Source organism: Streptomyces luteolifulvus (assembly GCF_008806595.1).
GTDB classification, from domain to species: Bacteria; Actinomycetota; Actinomycetes; order Streptomycetales; family Streptomycetaceae; genus Streptomyces; species Streptomyces luteolifulvus.
In genome coordinates, this window is sequence record NZ_VZRB01000012.1 from 53,280 (window position 1) to 71,630 (window position 18,351).

13 protein-coding genes and 1 pseudogene are annotated in these 18,351 nt (G+C 72.2%); 9 read left to right on the forward strand and 5 right to left on the reverse strand.

Annotated features, from left to right (window positions below; genetic code table 11):
• Positions 1-125 precede the first annotated feature (125 nt).
• Positions 126-3,500, reverse strand: a complete 3,375-nt coding sequence (locus F7R91_RS18905) for a pyruvate carboxylase (RefSeq protein ID WP_150950232.1) — start codon at positions 3,498-3,500, stop codon at positions 126-128.
• A 138-nt stretch (positions 3,501-3,638) separates the two neighbouring features.
• Here F7R91_RS18905 and F7R91_RS18910 point away from each other — a divergent pair, with 138 nt between their 5' ends.
• The 3 genes from F7R91_RS18910 to F7R91_RS18920 are packed head-to-tail and all read left to right on the forward strand — an operon-like array spanning position 3,639 to position 8,298.
• The gene (locus F7R91_RS18910; RefSeq protein WP_150950233.1) at positions 3,639-6,167 is read left to right on the forward strand and encodes a SpoIIE family protein phosphatase; all 2,529 of its coding nucleotides are present in this window, start codon (positions 3,639-3,641) and stop codon (positions 6,165-6,167) included.
• Between the two features lie 44 nt (positions 6,168-6,211).
• Complete coding sequence (locus F7R91_RS18915) at positions 6,212-7,477, forward strand: glycosyltransferase family 4 protein (RefSeq protein WP_150950234.1); 1,266 nt, start codon at positions 6,212-6,214, stop codon at positions 7,475-7,477.
• A complete protein-coding gene (locus F7R91_RS18920) occupies positions 7,474-8,298 on the forward strand; it encodes a transferase (protein ID WP_150950235.1) in 825 nt (274 codons plus the stop codon). Before F7R91_RS18915 ends, F7R91_RS18920 begins: the two co-directional genes overlap by 4 nt.
• Positions 8,299-8,349: 51 nt before the next feature.
• Here the strand turns inward: F7R91_RS18920 and F7R91_RS18925 are convergent, their stop codons facing one another.
• Positions 8,350-8,772 carry a YjbQ family protein gene (locus F7R91_RS18925; protein ID WP_150950236.1) on the reverse strand — a complete coding sequence of 141 codons (423 nt, stop codon included), beginning with the start codon at positions 8,770-8,772 and terminating at the stop codon, positions 8,350-8,352.
• 59 nt (positions 8,773-8,831) lie between these two features.
• On the opposite strand from F7R91_RS18925, the gene F7R91_RS18930 reads away from it, so the two are divergent.
• Complete coding sequence (locus F7R91_RS18930) at positions 8,832-9,917, forward strand: NAD(P)-binding domain-containing protein (protein ID WP_150950237.1); 1,086 nt, start codon at positions 8,832-8,834, stop codon at positions 9,915-9,917.
• A 12-nt stretch (positions 9,918-9,929) separates the two neighbouring features.
• Here the strand turns inward: F7R91_RS18930 and mltG are convergent, their stop codons facing one another.
• Positions 9,930-10,769 (reverse strand): endolytic transglycosylase MltG, encoded by an 840-nt coding sequence (gene mltG, locus F7R91_RS18935; protein WP_150950238.1) that lies wholly within the window; start codon positions 10,767-10,769, stop codon positions 9,930-9,932.
• Between the two features lie 43 nt (positions 10,770-10,812).
• Positions 10,813-12,615 carry an ABC transporter ATP-binding protein gene (locus F7R91_RS18940; RefSeq protein WP_150950239.1) on the reverse strand — a complete coding sequence of 601 codons (1,803 nt, stop codon included), beginning with the start codon at positions 12,613-12,615 and terminating at the stop codon, positions 10,813-10,815.
• 93 nt (positions 12,616-12,708) lie between these two features.
• Here F7R91_RS18940 and F7R91_RS18945 point away from each other — a divergent pair, with 93 nt between their 5' ends.
• Positions 12,709-13,164 (forward strand): MarR family winged helix-turn-helix transcriptional regulator, encoded by a 456-nt coding sequence (locus F7R91_RS18945; protein ID WP_150950240.1) that lies wholly within the window; start codon positions 12,709-12,711, stop codon positions 13,162-13,164.
• Positions 13,165-13,185: 21 nt separating this feature from the next.
• On the opposite strand, the pseudogene F7R91_RS42770 reads toward F7R91_RS18945, so the two are convergent.
• Positions 13,186-13,456, reverse strand: a pseudogene (locus tag F7R91_RS42770) (peptide-N4-asparagine amidase); the annotation flags it as partial.
• A 136-nt stretch (positions 13,457-13,592) separates the two neighbouring features.
• Here F7R91_RS42770 and F7R91_RS18955 point away from each other — a divergent pair.
• The 4 genes from F7R91_RS18955 (at position 13,593) to F7R91_RS18970 (ending at position 18,305) form a co-directional block, all read left to right on the forward strand.
• Positions 13,593-15,437 carry an ABC transporter ATP-binding protein gene (locus F7R91_RS18955; protein WP_150950241.1) on the forward strand — a complete coding sequence of 615 codons (1,845 nt, stop codon included), beginning with the start codon at positions 13,593-13,595 and terminating at the stop codon, positions 15,435-15,437.
• Positions 15,434-17,251, forward strand: coding sequence for an ABC transporter ATP-binding protein (locus F7R91_RS18960; RefSeq protein ID WP_150950242.1), 1,818 nt, complete (start codon positions 15,434-15,436; stop codon positions 17,249-17,251). The genes F7R91_RS18955 and F7R91_RS18960 overlap by 4 nt, the downstream gene beginning before the upstream one ends.
• Before the next feature lie 268 nt (positions 17,252-17,519).
• Complete coding sequence (locus F7R91_RS18965; RefSeq protein WP_150950243.1) at positions 17,520-17,990, forward strand: DUF5709 domain-containing protein; 471 nt, start codon at positions 17,520-17,522, stop codon at positions 17,988-17,990.
• 54 nt (positions 17,991-18,044) lie between these two features.
• Complete coding sequence (locus tag F7R91_RS18970) at positions 18,045-18,305, forward strand: type B 50S ribosomal protein L31 (protein ID WP_150950244.1); 261 nt, start codon at positions 18,045-18,047, stop codon at positions 18,303-18,305.
• The last annotated feature ends 46 nt before the right edge of the window (positions 18,306-18,351 follow it).

Below are 18,351 nucleotides of genomic sequence, written 5' to 3' on the forward strand. Positions count from 1 at the left end.
CGCCCGTCCTCCTCGCATCCCGGCACATGCGTCCAGATTCGGACGACTCGGACCGGGCCGCAATGGCAGCGGCGGGCGCGGATGCGGGCGGCACCATTGCGGTGTATGGGCCGCCCGCGGGCGCGTCAGGAGATCTCGACGAGCAGGTCGCCGCCCTCCACCTGCTGGATCTTGTTGATCGCCAGCCGGGACACCCGGCCCGCCTTCGGCGCGGTGATCGCGGCCTCCATCTTCATCGCCTCGATCGTGGCCACCGTGGCCCCGGCGGCCACCTCGTCGTCCTCGGCGACGGCGAGGGTCACCACTCCGGCGAACGGCGCTGCGACATGGCCCGGGTTGGAACGGTCGGCCTTCTCGGTCACCGGCACGTCGGAGGACGCGGCGACGTCCCGTACCTGGATCGGCCGCAACTGGCCGTTCAGGGTGGACATCACGGTGCGCATCCCGCGTTCGTCGGCCTCGCCCACCGCCTCCAGCGCGATGAGCAGCCGGACGCCGGTGTCGAGGTCGACGGAGTACTCCTTGCCGGGCTGGAGACCGTAGAAGAAGTCCTTGCTGTCCAGCACGCTGGTGTCGCCGAAGGTCTGCCGGTGTGTCTCGAACTCCCGGGTCGGCCCCGGGAACAGCAGCCGGTTGAGCGTGGCGCGCCGGTCCTTCTCCAGCCCCGTACGGTCCTCCTCGGTCAGCTCCTGCGCGGGCTTGCCGTCGGCCCGGCCCTCCAGCGCCCTGCTGCGGAACGGCTCCGGCCAGCCGCCGGGAGGGGTGCCGAGTTCACCGCGCAGGAAACCGATGACGGAGTCGGGGATGTCGAACCTGTCCGGCGTCGCCTCGAACTCCTGGGGCGACGCCCCCGCGCCGACCAGGTGCAGAGCGAGATCGCCGACCACCTTGGACGAGGGGGTGACCTTCACCAGGCGGCCGAGGATCCGGTCGGCGGCGGCGTACATCGCCTCGATGTCCTCGAACCGGTCGCCGAGGCCCAGCGCCACCGCCTGGGTGCGCAGGTTGGAGAGCTGGCCGCCGGGGATCTCGTGGTCGTAGACGCGTCCGGTCGGCGAGGCCAGGCCCGCCTCGAACGGAGCGTAGATCCTGCGGACGCTCTCCCAGTACGGCTCCAGGTCACCGACGGCCCTCAGGTCGAGGCCGGTGGGACGCGCGGAGTGGTCGGTCGCGGCCACGATCGCCGACAGCGACGGCTGCGAGGTGGTGCCCGCCATGGAGGCCACCGCGCCGTCCACGGCGTCCGCGCCGGCCTGGATCGCGGCCAGGTAGGTGGCGAGCTGGCCGCCGGCCGTGTCATGGGTGTGCAGGTGCACCGGCAGATCGAACTCGCGGCGCAGCGCCGACACGAGGGTCGCCGCGGCCGGGGCGCGCAGCAGTCCCGCCATGTCCTTGACGGCCAGGACATGGGCGCCCGCCTCGACGATCTGCTCGGCCAGGCGGAGGTAGTAGTCGAGGGTGTACAGCTTCTCGGCCGGGTCGGACAGGTCGGACGTGTAGCACAGGGCGACCTCGGCGACGGCCGTCCCCGTCGCCCGTACGGCGTCGATGGCGGGCCGCATCTGGCTGACGTCGTTCAGCGCGTCGAAGATCCGGAAGATGTCGATGCCGGTGTCGGCGGCCTCCTGCACGAAGGCGTCGGTCACCTCGGTCGGGTACGGCGTGTAGCCCACGGTGTTGCGGCCGCGCAGCAGCATCTGCAGGCAGATGTTCGGCACCGCGGCACGCAGTGCGGCCAGCCGCTCCCAGGGGTCCTCGGCGAGGAAGCGCAGGGCGACGTCGTAGGTGGCACCGCCCCAGCACTCCAGGGACAGCAGCTGGGGCAGGGTCCGCGCCACCACGGGGGCGACGGCGAGCATGTCCTTGGTGCGGACCCTCGTGGCGAGCAGCGACTGGTGCGCGTCCCGGAACGTGGTGTCGGTGACGCCGATGGTCGGTGACTCGCGCAGCCGGCGGGCGAAGCCCTCCGGGCCGAGCTCGACGAGCTTCTGCCTGGAGCCCGCCTGGGGTTCGGCGGCGGTCAGCGGAGGCAGTTTGGTGGAAGGGTCGACCAGGTGGGGACGCTCGCCGTGGGGCTTGTTCACGGTCACATCGGCGAGGTAGGTGAGCAGCTTGGTGCCGCGGTCGGCGGAGTGGCGTGCGGTCAGCAGGTGCGGGCGCTGCTCGATGAACGACGTGGTGACCCGGCCCGCCTGGAAGTCCGGGTCGTCGAGGACGGCCTGGAGGAAGGGGATGTTCGTGGCCACGCCGCGGATGCGGAACTCGGCGACCGCGCGCCGGGCCCGGTTGACGGCGGTCGTGAAGTCCCGGCCCCGGCAGGTGAGTTTGACCAGCATCGAGTCGAAGTGCGCGCTGATCTCCGTACCGGCGTGGGTGGTGCCGCCGTCGAGACGGACGCCCGAACCGCCGGGCGAGCGGTAGGCGCTGATCCTGCCGGTGTCCGGGCGGAAGCCGTTGGCCGGGTCCTCGGTGGTGATCCGGCACTGGAGCGCGGCGCCGCGCAGCGTGACGGTGTCCTGCGACAGCCCGAGGTCGGCCAGCGTCTCGCCGGCGGCGATGCGCAGCTGGGCCTGCACGAGGTCGACGTCGGTGACCTCCTCGGTCACCGTGTGCTCGACCTGGATGCGGGGATTCATCTCGATGAAGACGTGGTTGCCGTCGCGGTCGAGCAGGAACTCCACGGTGCCGGCGTTGCGGTAGCCGATCTCCCGGGCGAACTTCACGGCGTCGGCGCAGATCCGCTCGCGCAGCGCCGGGTCGAGGTTGGGCGCGGGCGCCAGCTCGATCACCTTCTGGTGGCGGCGCTGCACCGAGCAGTCACGCTCGAAGAGGTGAATGACGTTGCCGTGCCCGTCGGCGAGGATCTGCACCTCGATGTGACGGGGCTCGACGACCGCCTTCTCCAGGAAGACCGTGGCGTCGCCGAACGCGGACGCCGCCTCGCGCGCGGCCGCCTCGATGGCCTCGCGCAGCAGCGCGGGGTCCTCGACACGGCGCATGCCCCGCCCGCCGCCGCCCGCGACCGCCTTGACGAACACGGGAAAGCCGATCCCCTCCGCGGCACGGACCAGTTCGTCCACGTCCGTGGAGGGCTCCGAAGAGCCCAGGACCGGCACGCCGGCCGCGCGGGCGGCGGCGACGGCGCGCGCCTTGTTGCCCGTCAGTTCGAGGATCTGCGCGCTCGGTCCGACGAACGTGATGCCGGCCTCCTCGCAGGCCCGTGCCAGCTCGGGGTTCTCGGACAGGAACCCGTAGCCGGGGTAGACGGCGTCGGCGCCGGCCAGCCGGGCCGCCCGCATGACCTCGTCCACGGAGAGGTAGGCCCGTACCGGGTGGCCCGGCTCACCGATCTCATAGGCCTCGTCGGCCTTCAGGCGGTGCAGTGAGTTGCGGTCCTCGTGGGGGAAGACGGCGACGGTCCTCGCTCCCACCTCATAACCGGCACGGAACGCACGAATCGCGATCTCACCACGGTTGGCGACCAGTACCTTGCGAAGCATTCCCGATCCCTTCGGCCTGCCGGTGAAGACCACCATGTTCGCGGCAATGCCCGCGCTGTGCCATGAGAGCCCGGTCACGTACCTGCCAAGAAGCCGAACCACGCCCCAACCACCCTAAAATGGAACAAACATCCACGGGTGATCGAGGGCAATGTGTCGGCCAACGATGTGGCATCGAACTCGTACCCGTTCGGGGCCGCGAGTGTCGGGGAGGCACCCGAGCGCGACGACGCGCTGGTCAGGGCCGTCACCAGTGCGGTGGAGGCGACCGCAGCGCATGCCGGGAGCGTGTTCCTGCTCTCCGGCGACCGCCGCTCGCTCGTCCTGGCCGCCGCGTGCGGGACCCCGCCCTCCCTGCTCGGCGGATGGCGGCGGATCCCGGTGAACAGCGGTATCCCCGTGTCGGAGGCCTACCGCTCCGGGCGCCTGGTCCACCTGGCCGGTGCCGAGGAGACGATGCGGCGCTTCCCCCAGCTCTCACTCTCCGTGCCCTACCCCTTCGGCTCCGCATCGGTCCCCGTGAAAGCGGGCCGGCGGACCTTCGGAGTGATGGCCGTGCTGTGGACGCCCAGACCCGACGGCACGGGACTGTCGAGGGCACAGCGCCGGCAGCTGCGCTCGGCGGCCGACCGGCTGGGCACGGCCCTGGCCGAGCTGAACGCCCGCCGGGCGCTCGGCGAATTCGACGAGCGCACCGCTCCGGTGGTGGTCCCCCTCCCCTCCGCTCCGGTGATCCGGGTGGGCCTGTACGACTGGAACCTCGACACCGGCGCCATCACGGCCGACGACGAACTGTGCGCGATCTTCGGGATCCCGCCGCGCTCCTTCGACGGCGAGGCCGCCACCCTGGCCGCCAGGATCGAGCCCGCGGATCTGCCCGGTTTCCGGGCCGCCGCCCGGGCCGCGGTCGGACAGGGCCATGTGCTCGCGCACTGCCTGCGCATCCGGGACGCCGCCGGTGGGCAGCGCACCGTGGAGCTGTGGGGCCGGGTGCCCGCAGCCCCGGACGGCGCGCGGGACTCGTCCCATCTGGTCGGCGCCGTACTCGACTCGGGAAGCGGCATGGCCGCCGTGGCGGCGATCGAGCGGCTCGCGGACGGCTTCTTCGCGCTCGCCCCGGACGGCCGGGTCTCCTACGCCAACCACAGCCTGGAGAGTCTGCTGCGGGTCCGCCAGGACGAACTGCTCGGCAAGCGACCGTGGGACGTCCTGCCCTGGCTGGCCGATCCCGTGTACGAGGACCGTTTCCGGGCCGCCGTGGTCTCCCAGCAGCCGGTGTCCTTCCTGGTCCGGCGCCCGCCCGACGAATGGCTCGTGTTCTCCCTCCACCCGGGCGGGCAGGGCATGACCGGATGGGCTGCACCGGTACGGCAGCCCGTGCCGTCCGGGGCCGGGCCAGGCACGTCCGTCGATCAGGAAGGGCCGCCCCTGTCGCTGTCACCCCCGCCCGCGGCCCCGCGTCTGGGCGCCCTGTACCGCGTGCTCCAGCTGGGCAGCGCCCTGACCGGCGCGGTCACCGCTCACGAGGTGTGCGAGGCCGTCTCCGATCAGCTGCTGCCCGCCGTCGGCGGACAGCGGCTGGCGATCTCCGTGGTGGAGGAGGGGCGTCTGCATCTGATCGCCCAGCGCGGTTACTCCCGGCGCTTCCTCGCCGGGTTCGAAGGCACACCGCTGCATGCCCGGCTGCCCGTGACGGACGCGCTGACCTCCGGCGCCCCGCTCTTCGTCGAGACCCGGGAGGAGCTCCTCGACAAGTACCCCGGCGTCCCGTACGGCCACTCCCACTCCTGGGCGTTCCTCCCGCTGATCGCCTCGAACCGGCCGGTCGGCGCGTGCATGCTCGGCTTCGACGACGTCCACCGGTTCCCCGAGGAGGAGCGCGGACTGCTCACCGCGACGGGCGGCCTGGTCGCCCATGCTCTCGAACGCGCCCGGCTCTACGACGCCGAGTTCGCCCTCGCCCGCGGTCTGCAGAACGCGCTGCTGCCGCACCGGCTGCCCCGCCTGCCGCACCTCGACGTCGCCGGACGCTATCTTCCTGGCACCCGGGGGATGGACATCGGCGGCGACTGGTACGACGTCATTCCCACCGCCGACGAGGTCGCGCTGATCGTCGGGGACGTCGAGGGACACAATGTGCCCGCCGCGGCCGCCATGGGCCAGCTGCGCAGCGCGGTGCGGGCCTTCGTCACCGCCGGACACCGCCCGGCCGACGTCGTGGCCAGCACCAACCGGCTCCATCTGGACCTCGACCCCTCCCTGCTCGCCACCTGCTGCTACGCACGCCTCAACCCCCGCTCGGGGCTGGTACGCATCGTCCGTGCCGGCCACTGCCCTCCTCTGCTGCGTCTGCCCGACGGACGCACCGAGATCCTGGACGTGCCCGGCGGCCCGCCGCTCGGCGTCGAGCCCACGGCCCCCTATCCGGAGTCGGAGCTGCGGCTGGAGCCCGGATCGATGCTGGCCCTGTACACGGACGGGCTGATCGAGAGACGCGACTCGGACATCGGCGCCGGCATCGAGCGGCTCCGGGCCTCGCTGGCACGCACCGGCGGGGGACGCCTGGAGGACACGGCCGACGCTCTGCTGCGGGACGCCAGCCAGCGCCCCGACCGGGCGGACGACATCGCGCTCCTGCTCACCGAGTACTCCGGCACTACGAAGTGATAACGGACCTCAACCGTAGGGTAGTTGCCGTTGTCTACGTTCTCATGAAGATCTCTTTCCTGCTCCACAACGCCTATGGGATCGGAGGCACGATCACCACCACGTTCAACCTGGCCCAAGCGCTCGCCGAGCGGCACGAGGTGGAGATCGTCTCCGTGCTGCGGCACCGGGGCCGCCCGAACTTGACCCTGGACCCGAGGGTGTCGCTACGGCCGCTGGTAGACCTGAGACGGGACAAGGAGCATCCGTCGCATCTGAGACCCGCGCGGGTGTTCCCCCGCGCCGAGTACCGGTACGAGCAGTACAGCGAGCTGACCGACGAACGGATCGGCGAGTGCCTCGCGACGACCGACGCCGACGTGGTGATCGGCACCCGGCCGGGCCTCAACGTGCACCTCGCGCTCCAGGCTCCGCGCCACGTCGTACGCGTCGGGCAGGAACACCTCACCCTGGACAACCATCCGCCGCGGCTGCGCACCGCGCTGCGCCGGGCCTACCGCCGGCTCGATGTGCTCACCACCGTGACCGAGGCGGACGCCGCCGCCTACCGGCGCAAGATGCGGCTGCCCGGGGTGCGCGTGGCGGCGCTGCCGAACAGCGTGCCGGATCCCGTGCTCCCGGCTTCGGACGGCACCGCGAAAGTGGTGGTCGCGGCGGGACGGCTGGTCCCGGTGAAGCGCTACGACCTGCTCATCGAGGCCTTCGCCGTGGTCGCCGCCGAGCATCCCGACTGGCAGCTGCGCATCTACGGCAAGGGCGAGGAACACGACCGGCTGCGCGCGCTCATCGCGGAGCTCCGGCTGTGGAACAACGTCTTCCTGATGGGTCCCGCCGCCCCCATGGAGGCGGAGTGGGTCAAGGGCTCGATCGGCGCGGCCGCCTCCAACTTCGAACCGTTCGGCATGACCATCGTCGAGGCGATGCGCTGCGGTCTGCCGGTGGTGAGCACCGACTGCCCCTACGGCCCCGGAGAGATCATCGAGGACGGGGTCGACGGCCGTCTCGTGCCGGTGGGTGACCGCGAGGCGCTGGGCGCGGCCCTGCTGGAGGTGGTCCGTGACGACGAGCTGCGCCGCCGTATGGGCCGTGCGGCTCTGGAGAACGCGCGGCGGTTCGCTCCGGAGCCGGTGGTCGGACAGGCCGAGCGGCTGTTCACCGAGGCGGTCTCGGCGAGGAGGGCGGGGCGCCCGGTCGCCCCGGAACGCGCGCGGGTGGGCCGGGTCCTGATCAGCCAGGGCTTCGCCGCCCGCGACGCCGCGTTCGGCGCGGCCGGCAGCGCACTGCGCATCGTACGGAGGCAGCAGGGGTGAGTACGGAACACGAGGAGCACGCGCGCGTGGGATGCACGGTCGACGCGGACGGCCGGATCGTCTTCGGTCTGGCGGCGGGGCCGGCCGAAGGGCGGCGGCTGCTGCTGCGGCTGCGCCCGAAGAAGGAACAGCCGGAGAAGGCCGAAGTCCTCCACTCCCTCGCCCTGGAGCCCGACGAGGAGGGCGGCCTCAGCGCCGTCCTCGGCCCTGAACCCGTTCTCGCGGAGGGGCGTTGGGATGTGTATCTGCTCCGGGAGCCGGGAGCCGAGCGGGAGCGTCTGCGCCCGGGCCTCCTCGATCTGCGGGCCCTGGTCGACGGACACCTCCGTGACCGGCGGTCCTCGCCGGCCGTCCGGATCCCCTACGTCACCAGGGACGGACATCTCGCGGTACGGGCCTGGCTGCGCACCGCCCACGCGGAGGCCGGCGGCATCGATGTCACGGAGCGATCGACGACGGTCGCCGCCCGTCTGCACGGCGCCACTCTCCTGGAGGGAGCAGTCGTACTCCTCCGTCTGCGGGGCGGCCAGGGCACCGCACTCACCCTGAAGCCCCGGCCCGAGGGCGACGGCCGCGGTTTCTCCTTCACGGTCGGCCACGAGGAGTTGGCCGCGGCGTCGGGCCCCGGCCGCAGCGTCTGGAACGTCTGCGTCCGGCCCGCGGCGAGGACACCCCTCGTCCGGGTGGCCCGGCTTCTCGACGACGTGGCGGACCGCAAGGAGGTGTTCGTCTACCCGCAGGTCACGGTCGGCGGTGCCGTCCTGCGCCCCTACTACACGGCCGACAACGGCCTGTCCGTGGAGGTGGCGAAGGCCGGCTGAGCCACCCGGCGGCGACATGCTCGCGACCGGCCCCCGAGGCGCATCCCCGCCTCACCCGAGGAACGACAACCGGACCGTCCGGTCGGGGTTGTCGCGGTTGGTGTCCACCAGGCACACCGACTGCCAGGTCCCCAGCTCCAGCGCCCCGCCCAGCACCGGCAGCGTCGCGTGCGGAGGGACGAACGCCGGGAGGACATGGTCGCGGCCGTGGCCGGGGCTGCCGTGGCGGTGCTGCCAGCGGTCGTCGGCGGGCAGGAGCGTGTGCAGGGCGGCGAGGAGGTCGTCGTCGCTGCCGGCGCCCGTCTCGAGGATCGCGATACCGGCGGTCGCGTGGGGGACGAAGACGTTCAGCAGCCCGTCGCGGCCTCCGGCCGCCTCCAGCAGGAACGCCTCGCATGCGCGGGTGAGGTCGACGACCCGCTCCGCGGAGCCGGTGGCCACATTCAGTACACGGGTGGTGAAGGCATCTGGCATACCCCCATCGTGGCTCACCCGGCGGGAAGATCCATGACATCGGCGCCGTTGGTAGAAACGTGAACAACACACGCGAGGTCGAGGTCGTCGTCACAGGCGCCGGACAGGCGGGACTGTCCAGCGCCTATCACCTGCGGCGCACCGGTTTCGAGCCGGAGCGCGACTTCGTCGTGCTCGACCACTCCCCCGGCCCGGGCGGCGCCTGGCAGTTCCGGTGGCCGTCACTGACGTACGGCAAGGTCCACGGGATGCACTCGCTGCCCGGCATGGAGCTCACGGACGCCGACCCCGCGCGCCCGTCCGCCGAGGTGATCGCCGGGTACTTCGACACCTACGAGCGCACCTTCGGCCTGCGGGTGCGCCGGCCGGTCGACGTTCGGGCGGTGCGCGAGGGCGCCGGGGGGAGGCTGCTCGTCGAGACCTCCGCCGGGACCTGGTCGGCTCGGGCGCTGATCAATGCGACCGGCACCTGGGACCGGCCCTTCTGGCCGCGTTACCGCGGCCAGGAGACCTTCCGCGGACGCCAGTTGCACACCGCGCAGTACCCCGGGCCCGAGGAGTTCGCCGGGCAGCGGGTGGTCGTCGTCGGCGCAGGAGCGTCCGGCACCCAGCATCTGCTGGAGATCGCGCCGTACGCGGCCGCCACCACCTGGGTCACCCGGCGGCCGCCCGTCTTCCGCGAGGGCCCCTTCGGCGAGGAGGCGGGCCGGGCCGCGGTCGCCCTGGTCGAGGAGCGGGTGCGGCAGGGTCTGCCGCCGAAGAGCGTGGTCTCGGTGACGGGACTGCCCCTCAACGACGCCGTCCGGCAGGGGCTGACGGACGGAGTCCTCGACCGGCTGCCGATGTTCGACCGGATCACGCCTGCCGGAGTGGAGTGGCAGGACGTGCGGCACGTGGACGCCGACGTCATCCTGTGGGCCACCGGATTCCGTGCGGCGATCGACCATCTGGCGCCGCTGCGGCTGCGCGAGCCGGGCGGGGGGATCCGCGTCGAGGGCACTCGCGCGGTCGCCGATCCGCGGGTCCACCTGATCGGCTACGGTCCGTCGGCGAGCACCATCGGCGCCAACCGGGCGGGACGTGCGGCCGTACGGGACATCAGGCGGCTGCCGGCCTCCACCGAGGAGGAGCCGGCCGCCGCGTGACGGCCCGCTCGGTCAACGGGCCGTCTGTGCGCTCTTCCGGGCGGCGTTGAACTCCGCGACGTTGCGCTGGTGCTGCTGATAGCTGGCCGTGAACCGGGTGTCGCCCGGCTTGACCGTGACGAAGTACAGCCACTCGCCCGGAGCCGGGTTGGCGGCGGCGCGCAGCGCGTCCTCGCCCGGGTTGCCGATCGGTGTGGGCGGCAGGCCCATGCGCTGGTAGGAGTTGTAGGGGCTGTCGATCCGTGTGTCGTTCGCGGTCGTCTTCAACGTGGCGCGGTTCAGCGCGTAGTTGATGGTGGAGTCCATCTGGAGCGGCATGCCGCGCTCCAGCCGGTTGAAGACGACCCGGGCCACCTTGGCCATGTCGGCCTTGGTGGCGGCCTCGGCCTGCACAATGCTGGCGATCGTGACCGCCTGGTAGACGTTCATCGCGTTGCGCTGTGCGCCGGCCGCGACCGGAGCACCGTTGAACTTCTTGTTCGCGGTGTCGACCATGTACGACAGCAGGGACTCGGGGGTCGCCTTGGCGGTCAGCGGATACGTCGCCGGGAAGAGGTAGCCCTCCGGGTTGCCCTCGGCGTCGTTCGGCAGCTTCAGGTGGGCCTTCGCGAGGGACTTCTTGGTGGTGCCGTCGGGCAGGGCGAGCGCCTTGTCGACGGCCTCGTAGACCTGACCCGCGCGCCAGCCCTCCGGGATCACCAGGGTCGTGGGCCTGGCGTCCTCGTCGCCGTCCAGGCTCAGCAGCGCCACCGCCACGGCGGTGGCGGCCACGACGGCTCCGGTCGCGATGAGGGCGATACGGCCCCGGCGCGTCAGTCGAATCGTGCTCCGTGGCGGAGTGTTCATCTGCATGCGGGCACGGTAACCCGCCAAAGCTCACAAACTTGGCATATCGTCAGCTTGTCGGCTCCAGTCGGGCGTCCCGGTGGACCAGCGCCGCATACCGCCCGTCGAGTTCCATCAGTTCCTCGTGGGCACCCCGTTCGACCGCGCGCCCGGAGTCCAGGACCACGATCTGGTCGGCACCGCGGACGGTGGACAGGCGGTGCGCGATGGTGAGCGTGGTGCGGTTGGCGGACAGAGCGTCGATGGCCTCCTGGACGGCGGCCTCGGTCCTGGTGTCCAGGGCGCTGGTCGCCTCGTCGAGGATGAGGACCGGCGGGTCGCGCAGGATGGTGCGCGCGATGGCCAGGCGCTGTTTCTCACCGCCGGAGAACCGGTGGCCGCGCTCGCCGACGACCGTGTCGTAGCCGTCCGGCAGGGACGCGATGTGGTCGTGGATCTGGGCGGCCTCCGCCGCCGCCCGCAGCTCTTCGTCGGTGGCGTCCGGCTTGGCGAAGCGCAGGTTCTCGGCGACCGAGGCGTGGAAGAGGTACGTCTCCTGCGAGACGACGCCCACCCCGCGGGCCAGCGTGTCGAAGTCGAGGTCGCGGACGTCGACGCCGTCGAGGGTGACGCGGCCGCCCGTCACGTCGTACAGCCGCGGCACCAGATAGCCGAGGGTCGACTTGCCGGCGCCGGTCGGGCCGACGACCGCGAGGCTGCCGCCGGCCGGGACGGTGAGGTCGATGCCGTCCAGGACCGGACCGCTCTTGCCGTCGTAGCGGAACTCGACGCCCTCGAAGCGGACCTCGCCCTTGATCCGGTCGAGGCGGACGGGCTGGGCGCGCTCGGTGATGTCGACGGGCAGGTCGAGGTATTCGAAGATGCGCTGGAAGAGCGCGAGCGAGGTCTGGATCTGGACACCGGTCGACATCAGGCTGACGGCCGGGCGGAACAGGCCCTGCTGGAGCGAGACGAAGGCGACGATGGTGCCGAGGGACACGTCCGGGCCGCCCATCTGGAGCGCGAGGCCCGCGGTCCAGTAGATGACGGCCGGCATGGCGGCCATGACGATCGTGATCACGGCCATGCGCCAGCGTCCGGCCATGTTCGACCGCACCTCGAGGTCGACCAGTTGCTCGGACTCCTCGGAGAAGGACCGAGTGAGCGAGTCGGAACGGCCCATCGTGCGGCCGAGCAGAATGCCGCTGACGGAGAGCGACTCGGTGACGGTGGCCGCCATCGCGGCCATCTGCTTCTGACGCTGGGTGGTGATCTTCTTGCGTTCGTTGCCGACGCGGCGGCTGATCCACACGAAGACCGGCAGCAGAAGCAGCGAGACGACGGTCAGACGCCAGTCGAGGGCGATCATCGCGACGATGGTGGCCACCACACTGGTGAGGTTGGAGACCAGGGAGGTTGCCGTGGAGGTGACCGTGGCCTGCATGCCGCCGATGTCGTTGGCGATGCGGGACTGCACCTCGCCCGTGCGGGTGCGGGTGAAGAAGGCGAGCGACATGCGCTGCAGCCGGCCGTAGACGGCGGTGCGCAGATCGTGCATCACGCGCTGGCCGACCGTCGTGGAGATCAGGGTCTGCAGGACGCCGAAGACGCTGGTGAGGACGGCGCTGAGGATCATGCCGAGCGCGAGCAGGCTGAGCAGCCCGGTGCGGCCCTCGGGAATCGCGACGTCGAGGGTCTCCTTCAGCATGAACGGGGTGGCGACCGAGACCAGCGACGCGGCGCCGACCAGCAGGCCGACGACCGCGAGGCGTCCGCGATAGGGGCGGAAGAGGGTGAGGATCCGCCGCACCTGCCGGGGCTGTTCACCGGAGTCGGCGGGCGGTGTCCAGGCGGGTTCGTGATCGGGATGCATGGGCTCCTTCGGAGGGTGAAGCGGCAACGCTTCAGGACCATAGCTCATTGTTACCTATACTCACAATGAACTTGGTCCTGATATTGTTCCCCCATGACCACCCCCGATCCCGACGGCCTGCTCGCCGAGCAACTGCTGCGCCTCACCCGCCGGGTCCACCGCATCCAGAAGCGCCACCTGGAGCAGTGCGGGCTGGGCGTCACACCGGCCCAGGCCCGGCTGCTGCGCACGCTGGCGCACTACGGCTCGCCGCCCCGCATGGCCGACCTCGCCGAGCGCCTGGAGGTGGTGCCACGAGCCGTGACGACGCTCGTCGACGGACTGGAGACGAACGGCAAGGTACGCCGGGTCCCGGATCCGGCCAATCGCCGGGTGATCCGTATCGAGCTCACCGACGACGGGCTGGGGGCCCTGCGGGAGCTGCGCGGCGCTCGGGTGTCGGCCGCGCGCGAGATCCTCGCCCCGCTGTCGGACGAGCAGCGCGACGTGCTCGGCGGGCTGCTGAACACACTGGTCGACGGGATGCCGGACCAGGGGCGCGGCTGCTGAGCGATCCCGCGCGCACCGCCCGTTGGACCAACCGCCGGTCCACACGTGCGGGAACGGGGCGGCGATTCCCGCGAGTTGTCCGTCGACCTTGATCTGCACCTCACGGTAGGGACCGCCCCGGGCCCGGCAGGAGCCGGTCGAACTGGCGGCCCTCGACCTTGCCGTCCAGACGCAGCACGACCTTGCTCCAGCGGTCCCCGCAGCCGACCGGCGGGGTGTACGTGCCCTTGTACGGGGTGAAGTCGCGGAACTGCACCTGGCCACTCCCCCGGGCGCCGGGCTTCCGGGATGGGACGGATCGCTTCCGAAACTGTGCGATGCCGCCGAAAAACCGCTTGCCCCCGACCACTCTGCGACGCGAACCTTTCACGGTTTGTTGCCGCACTGGGCGGTTCCCTCCACCTCCTGACACGAGCCACTGGGACGTCATGAAGATTCAAGACCTTCCGTATCCCGATCCGGGTGTGCCGGACGCCCGCTCGGGTCCCCGCTTTCTGTGGTGGCTCGGCCGCAACCAGCTCGGCGGACAGCTCAAGGCGATGGCCTGGGGGCTGCTGCACTTCGCCTCCGTCTCCTCGCTGCCGTTCTGCGTCGGCCTCGCCGTCCAGGCGGTCGTCGACCGCTCGGGGGCGCGACTCGCGCTGGCGGGCGCCGTGCTGGCCCTGTGCGGCGTGGGCACGGCACTCGGCGATACGTTCCTGCACCGCGCCGCGGTCACCAACTGGATCACCGCGGCCGCCCGCGTCCAGCAACTGCTGGCCCGCAAGGCCTCGCTGCTGGGCTCCACGCTGACCCGGCGGGTCGCGGCCGGCGAGGTCGTCTCGGTCTCCACCGGGGACGTCGAGAAGATCGGCTGGTTCGTGGAGGCCGTCTCCCGGTTCACCGCGGCCGCGGTCACCATCGTGCTCGTCTGCGTCGCCCTCGTCGTCTACCAGCCGGCGCTCGGCGCGGTGGTCGCCGTGGGCCTGCCCGTCCTGGCCCTCGCGGTGCTGCCGCTGCTGCCCCGGGCCACCCGGCGTGCCGACTTCCAGCGGGAGAAGGCGGGGCATGCCACCGAGCTGGCCTCGGACACCGTCGCGGGCCTGCGCGTCCTGCGCGGCATAGGCGGCGAGGAGCTCTTCCTCGACCGCTATCGCCGCGCCTCCCAGGAGGTCCGCCAGGCGGCCGTGCGCAGCGCCCGCATGTGGTCCCTGATCTCCGCGATCCAGGTGCTGCTGCCGGGCCTGCTGCTGATCACGGTCGTCTGGTACGGCGTCCACCTGGCCCGCCAGGGCCGCATCGGCGTCGGCGAACTCGTCACGGTCTACAGCTCGGTCATGCTCCTCACCTATCCGCTGCGTCACTTCGAAGAGATCGCGATGGCCTACTCCTTCTCCCGCCCGTCGGCCAGACGGGCCGCGGGCGTGCTGTCGCTGGAGCGGGTCACGGCGGCCGAGGGGTCGCGCTCGGACGACGTGCCCACCGGGGACCTGTACGACCCGGCCACCGGTCTGCTGGCGCCCGCCGGCCGGCTCACCGCCGTGGTCTGCGGGGACCCGGACGCGGCGGGCCGGCTCGCCGAACGGCTCGGCGGGCATCCGCCGGAGCAGGGCACCTCGGTGCTGCTGGGCGGGGTCCCGCTCGACGAACTGCCGCTCGGCAGCGCACGTACGGCCGTCCTCGTCCAGGACAAGGACCCGGTGCTGCTGTCCGGCACGCTGCGCGAACTGCTCGACGTGCCCGCGTCCGGTGACATCGGCGCCGGGGAGGCGCTCGCGGCCGCGCAGTGCGAGGACGTCCTGGCGGCGCTCGTCCAGGGGTCGCTCGACGCCGAGGACCCGATGGAGGCACGGATCACCGAGCGCGGCCGTTCCCTGTCCGGCGGCCAGCGCCAGCGGCTCGCCCTGGCCCGCTCGCTGATCACCGACCCGGAGGTGCTCGTCCTGGACGAACCGACCTCCGCCGTCGACTCGCACACGGAGGCCCGGATCGCCCGGGGTGTGCGCGATCTGCGGGCCGGACGCACGACCGTGGTGTTCACCTCCTCGCCCCTGCTGCTGGACCACGCGGACCGGGTCGTCCTCGTGCACGAGGGGGAGGTCGCCGCGGTCGGCGTGCACCGCGACCTGCTGCACCGGGAGCCCCGGTACCGGGCGGTGGTGACGCGCGAGACGGACGAAGAGGCCGACCGGCCCGGCGAGGCGACCGCGTTGCACTCGGCGATCAGCGAGCTGAACGAACTGGACGAACTGGAAGAGCTGAAAGAACTGCGAGAGATCGAGGAGTCGGCATGATCGGCGTGGCGCCACCGGCGTACGACCCGGCGGCACCGACGACGGCGAGCACCCTGCCCGTCGGCGCCCCCGCGACCGTACGCGCCTATGTCGCGGAACTGTTCCGCCGGCACCGGCGCGCCTTCCTGCTGCTGATCGCCGTCAACACGGTCGCCGTGGTCGCCTCGATGACCGGCCCGTATCTGCTGGGCGGACTCGTGGAGCGTGTGTCGGACGAAGCGCGGGAACTCCATCTGGGGCTCACCGCCTCCCTGTTCGTCCTCGCACTGGCCGTCCAGGCCGTGTTCGTACGGGAGGTGCGGCTGCGCGGGGCGATACTCGGCGAGCGGATGCTGGCCGACCTGCGCGAGGACTTCCTCGTACGGTCGGTCGGGCTGCCGCCCGGCGTCCTCGAACGGGCCGGCACGGGCGACCTCCTGTCCCGGATCACCACGGACATCGACCGGCTCGCCAACGCGATGCGCGAGGCCGTGCCCCAGCTCGCGATCGGCGTCGTGTGGGCGGCACTGCTCCTCGGCGGGCTGATCGTCACCGCACCGCCGCTGGCCGCCGCGGTGCTGCTCGCCCTGCCGCTGCTGGTGGCCGGCTGCCGCTGGTACTTCCGCCGGGCGCCCTCCGCCTACCGTTCGGAGGCCGCGGGGTACGCCGCCGTGGCCGCGGCGCTCGCCGAGACCGTGGACGCCGGGCGCACCGTGGAGGCGCACCGGCTCGGCGGCCGCCGCACCGCGCTGTCGGACCGGCGCGTCACGGAGTGGACGGCCTGGGAACGCTACACGCTGTGGCTGCGCTCGGTGCTCTTCCCGGTCATCAACGTCACGCATGTGACGGTCCTCGGCTCGGTCCTCATGGTCGGCGGTGTGTTCGTCCTGCACGACCGGCTCGGGGTCGGGCAGCTGACGACGGGCGCGCTGATCGCTCAGATGCTCGTCGATCCGGTCGGCCTGATCCTGCGCTGGTACGACGAGCTCCAGGTGGCCCAGGTGTCGCTGGCCCGGCTGGTCGGTGTCCGGGACATCGAGCCCGAAGCCGGGGAGGCGGCCCTGGCCCCCGAGGGGCGCGATGTGCAGGCGGACCGGGTGCACTTCGGTTACCGCGAGGGCGTCGACGTGCTGCGCAAGGTGTCCCTGGAGGTCGCGCCCGGCACCCGGCTGGCGCTGGTCGGCCCCTCGGGCGCGGGCAAGTCCACGCTCGGCAGACTGCTCGCCGGCATCTACGCGCCCCGCGACGGCCGGATCACCCTCGGCGGTGCCGAACTGTCCCGGATGCCGGCGGAACGGGTCCGCGCACATGTGGCCCTGGTCAACCAGGAGCACCATGTCTTCGTCGGCTCGCTGCGCGACAACCTCCTGCTCGCGCTCCCGCACTCCCGGCTCCCCCTGGACGGGGCGACGCGCGCCGACGCCGCCGACGCCGAGCTGTGGGCGGCGCTCGCCGCCGTGGACGCGGACGGCTGGGCCCGTGCCCTCGCCGACGGACTCGACACCGAGGTCGGCTCCGGCGGGCTGGCGCTCACTCCGGCCCAGGCCCAGCAGATCGCGCTGGCCCGGCTGGTGCTGGCCGACCCGCACACCCTGGTCCTGGACGAGGCGACCTCCCTGCTCGACCCTCGGGCGGCACGCCACCTGGAGCGGTCCCTGTCCCGGGTCCTCGACGGCCGTACGGTGGTCGCGATCGCTCACCGTCTGCACACGGCGCATGACGCGGACGTCATCGCCGTCGTCGAGAACGGCCGGATCAGCGAGCTCGGCAGCCATGACGACCTGGTGTCCGCGAACGGCGCCTACGCGGCGCTGTGGCGGTCGTGGCACGGCTGACCAGGCAATGTCCCGGTGATGGGGAGCCGGGGCGGGCCCGGGCGGCCGGTCGCGGTGCGCCCGGTACGGAGCCGGGCCGGCGGCACATCCTCCTCGGCCCGGCCCGTGCCGTTGCGCAGGGCCGAAGGGGGGTGGAAGGCTGGATAACGGCACCGGCTCGGGGAGTGCTCGCGGACCATGCGGTCCGACAGCGGGTGCAGCTCGTGCCCCCAAGGCCCGCGGCGCCCCGCGGGGCGAACGGGCCCGTCCCCACCACCTGGAGGTACCCGTGAACAGCGAGGAAGGATGGGGTGACGACGTCTACCAGCCCGACGGCTCCGAGATACAGGACGACGCGGGACTGCTCGACGCGGAGGACACCCTCGTCAACGACGGTGTCGCCGATCCCCTCGACCGTGGCTGGTCCCCTCCGGACAGGCCATGGGCGGTGGAGCGCGCCGACGTGACGGCGGCGGAGCGCCGGCACGGCGAGACGCTGGACCAGCGCCTCGCCGAGGAACTGCCGGACCTCGTCGCACCCGACGGTGACGGCATCGGCGACTGTGACGGCACCGACGGGGAACTTCTGGACAACGAGGTCGGCTCGGCCCGCTCCGGCCGTCTCGTGGCCCCCGACGAAGGGGCCCACGAGGACGACGAGAGCGCCCTGATCGCCACGGACGTGGGCATCGACGGAGCCGCGGCCTCGGCCGAGGAGGCCGCCATGCACATCGTCGACGAGGACGCCCTGTCCGGCTGACCCTGCCGTCCTCCGGGCGCCGGACGCCTTGGCGACGCCGGACAAGGAGCATCCATGCAGCAGGACAAGCACCCCGACTACCAGCCGGTCGTCTTCCGCGACCGCGCGGCCGGCTACGCCTTTCTCACCCGGTCCACCGCGAGCAGCGACCAGACCATCGAGTGGGACGACGGCGAGACGTACCCGGTGGTGGACGTGGAGATCTCCTCGGAGAGCCACCCCTTCTACACCGGCAAGGCGCGCACGGTGGACTCGGAGGGCCGCGTCGCCCGGTTCGAACGCCGCTACGGCGAGGCGGGCCGGGGCTCCGGCTGAGGCGGACGGGCCCGCGGGCGCGGCGGCCAGGGGCGGACCGACCCTG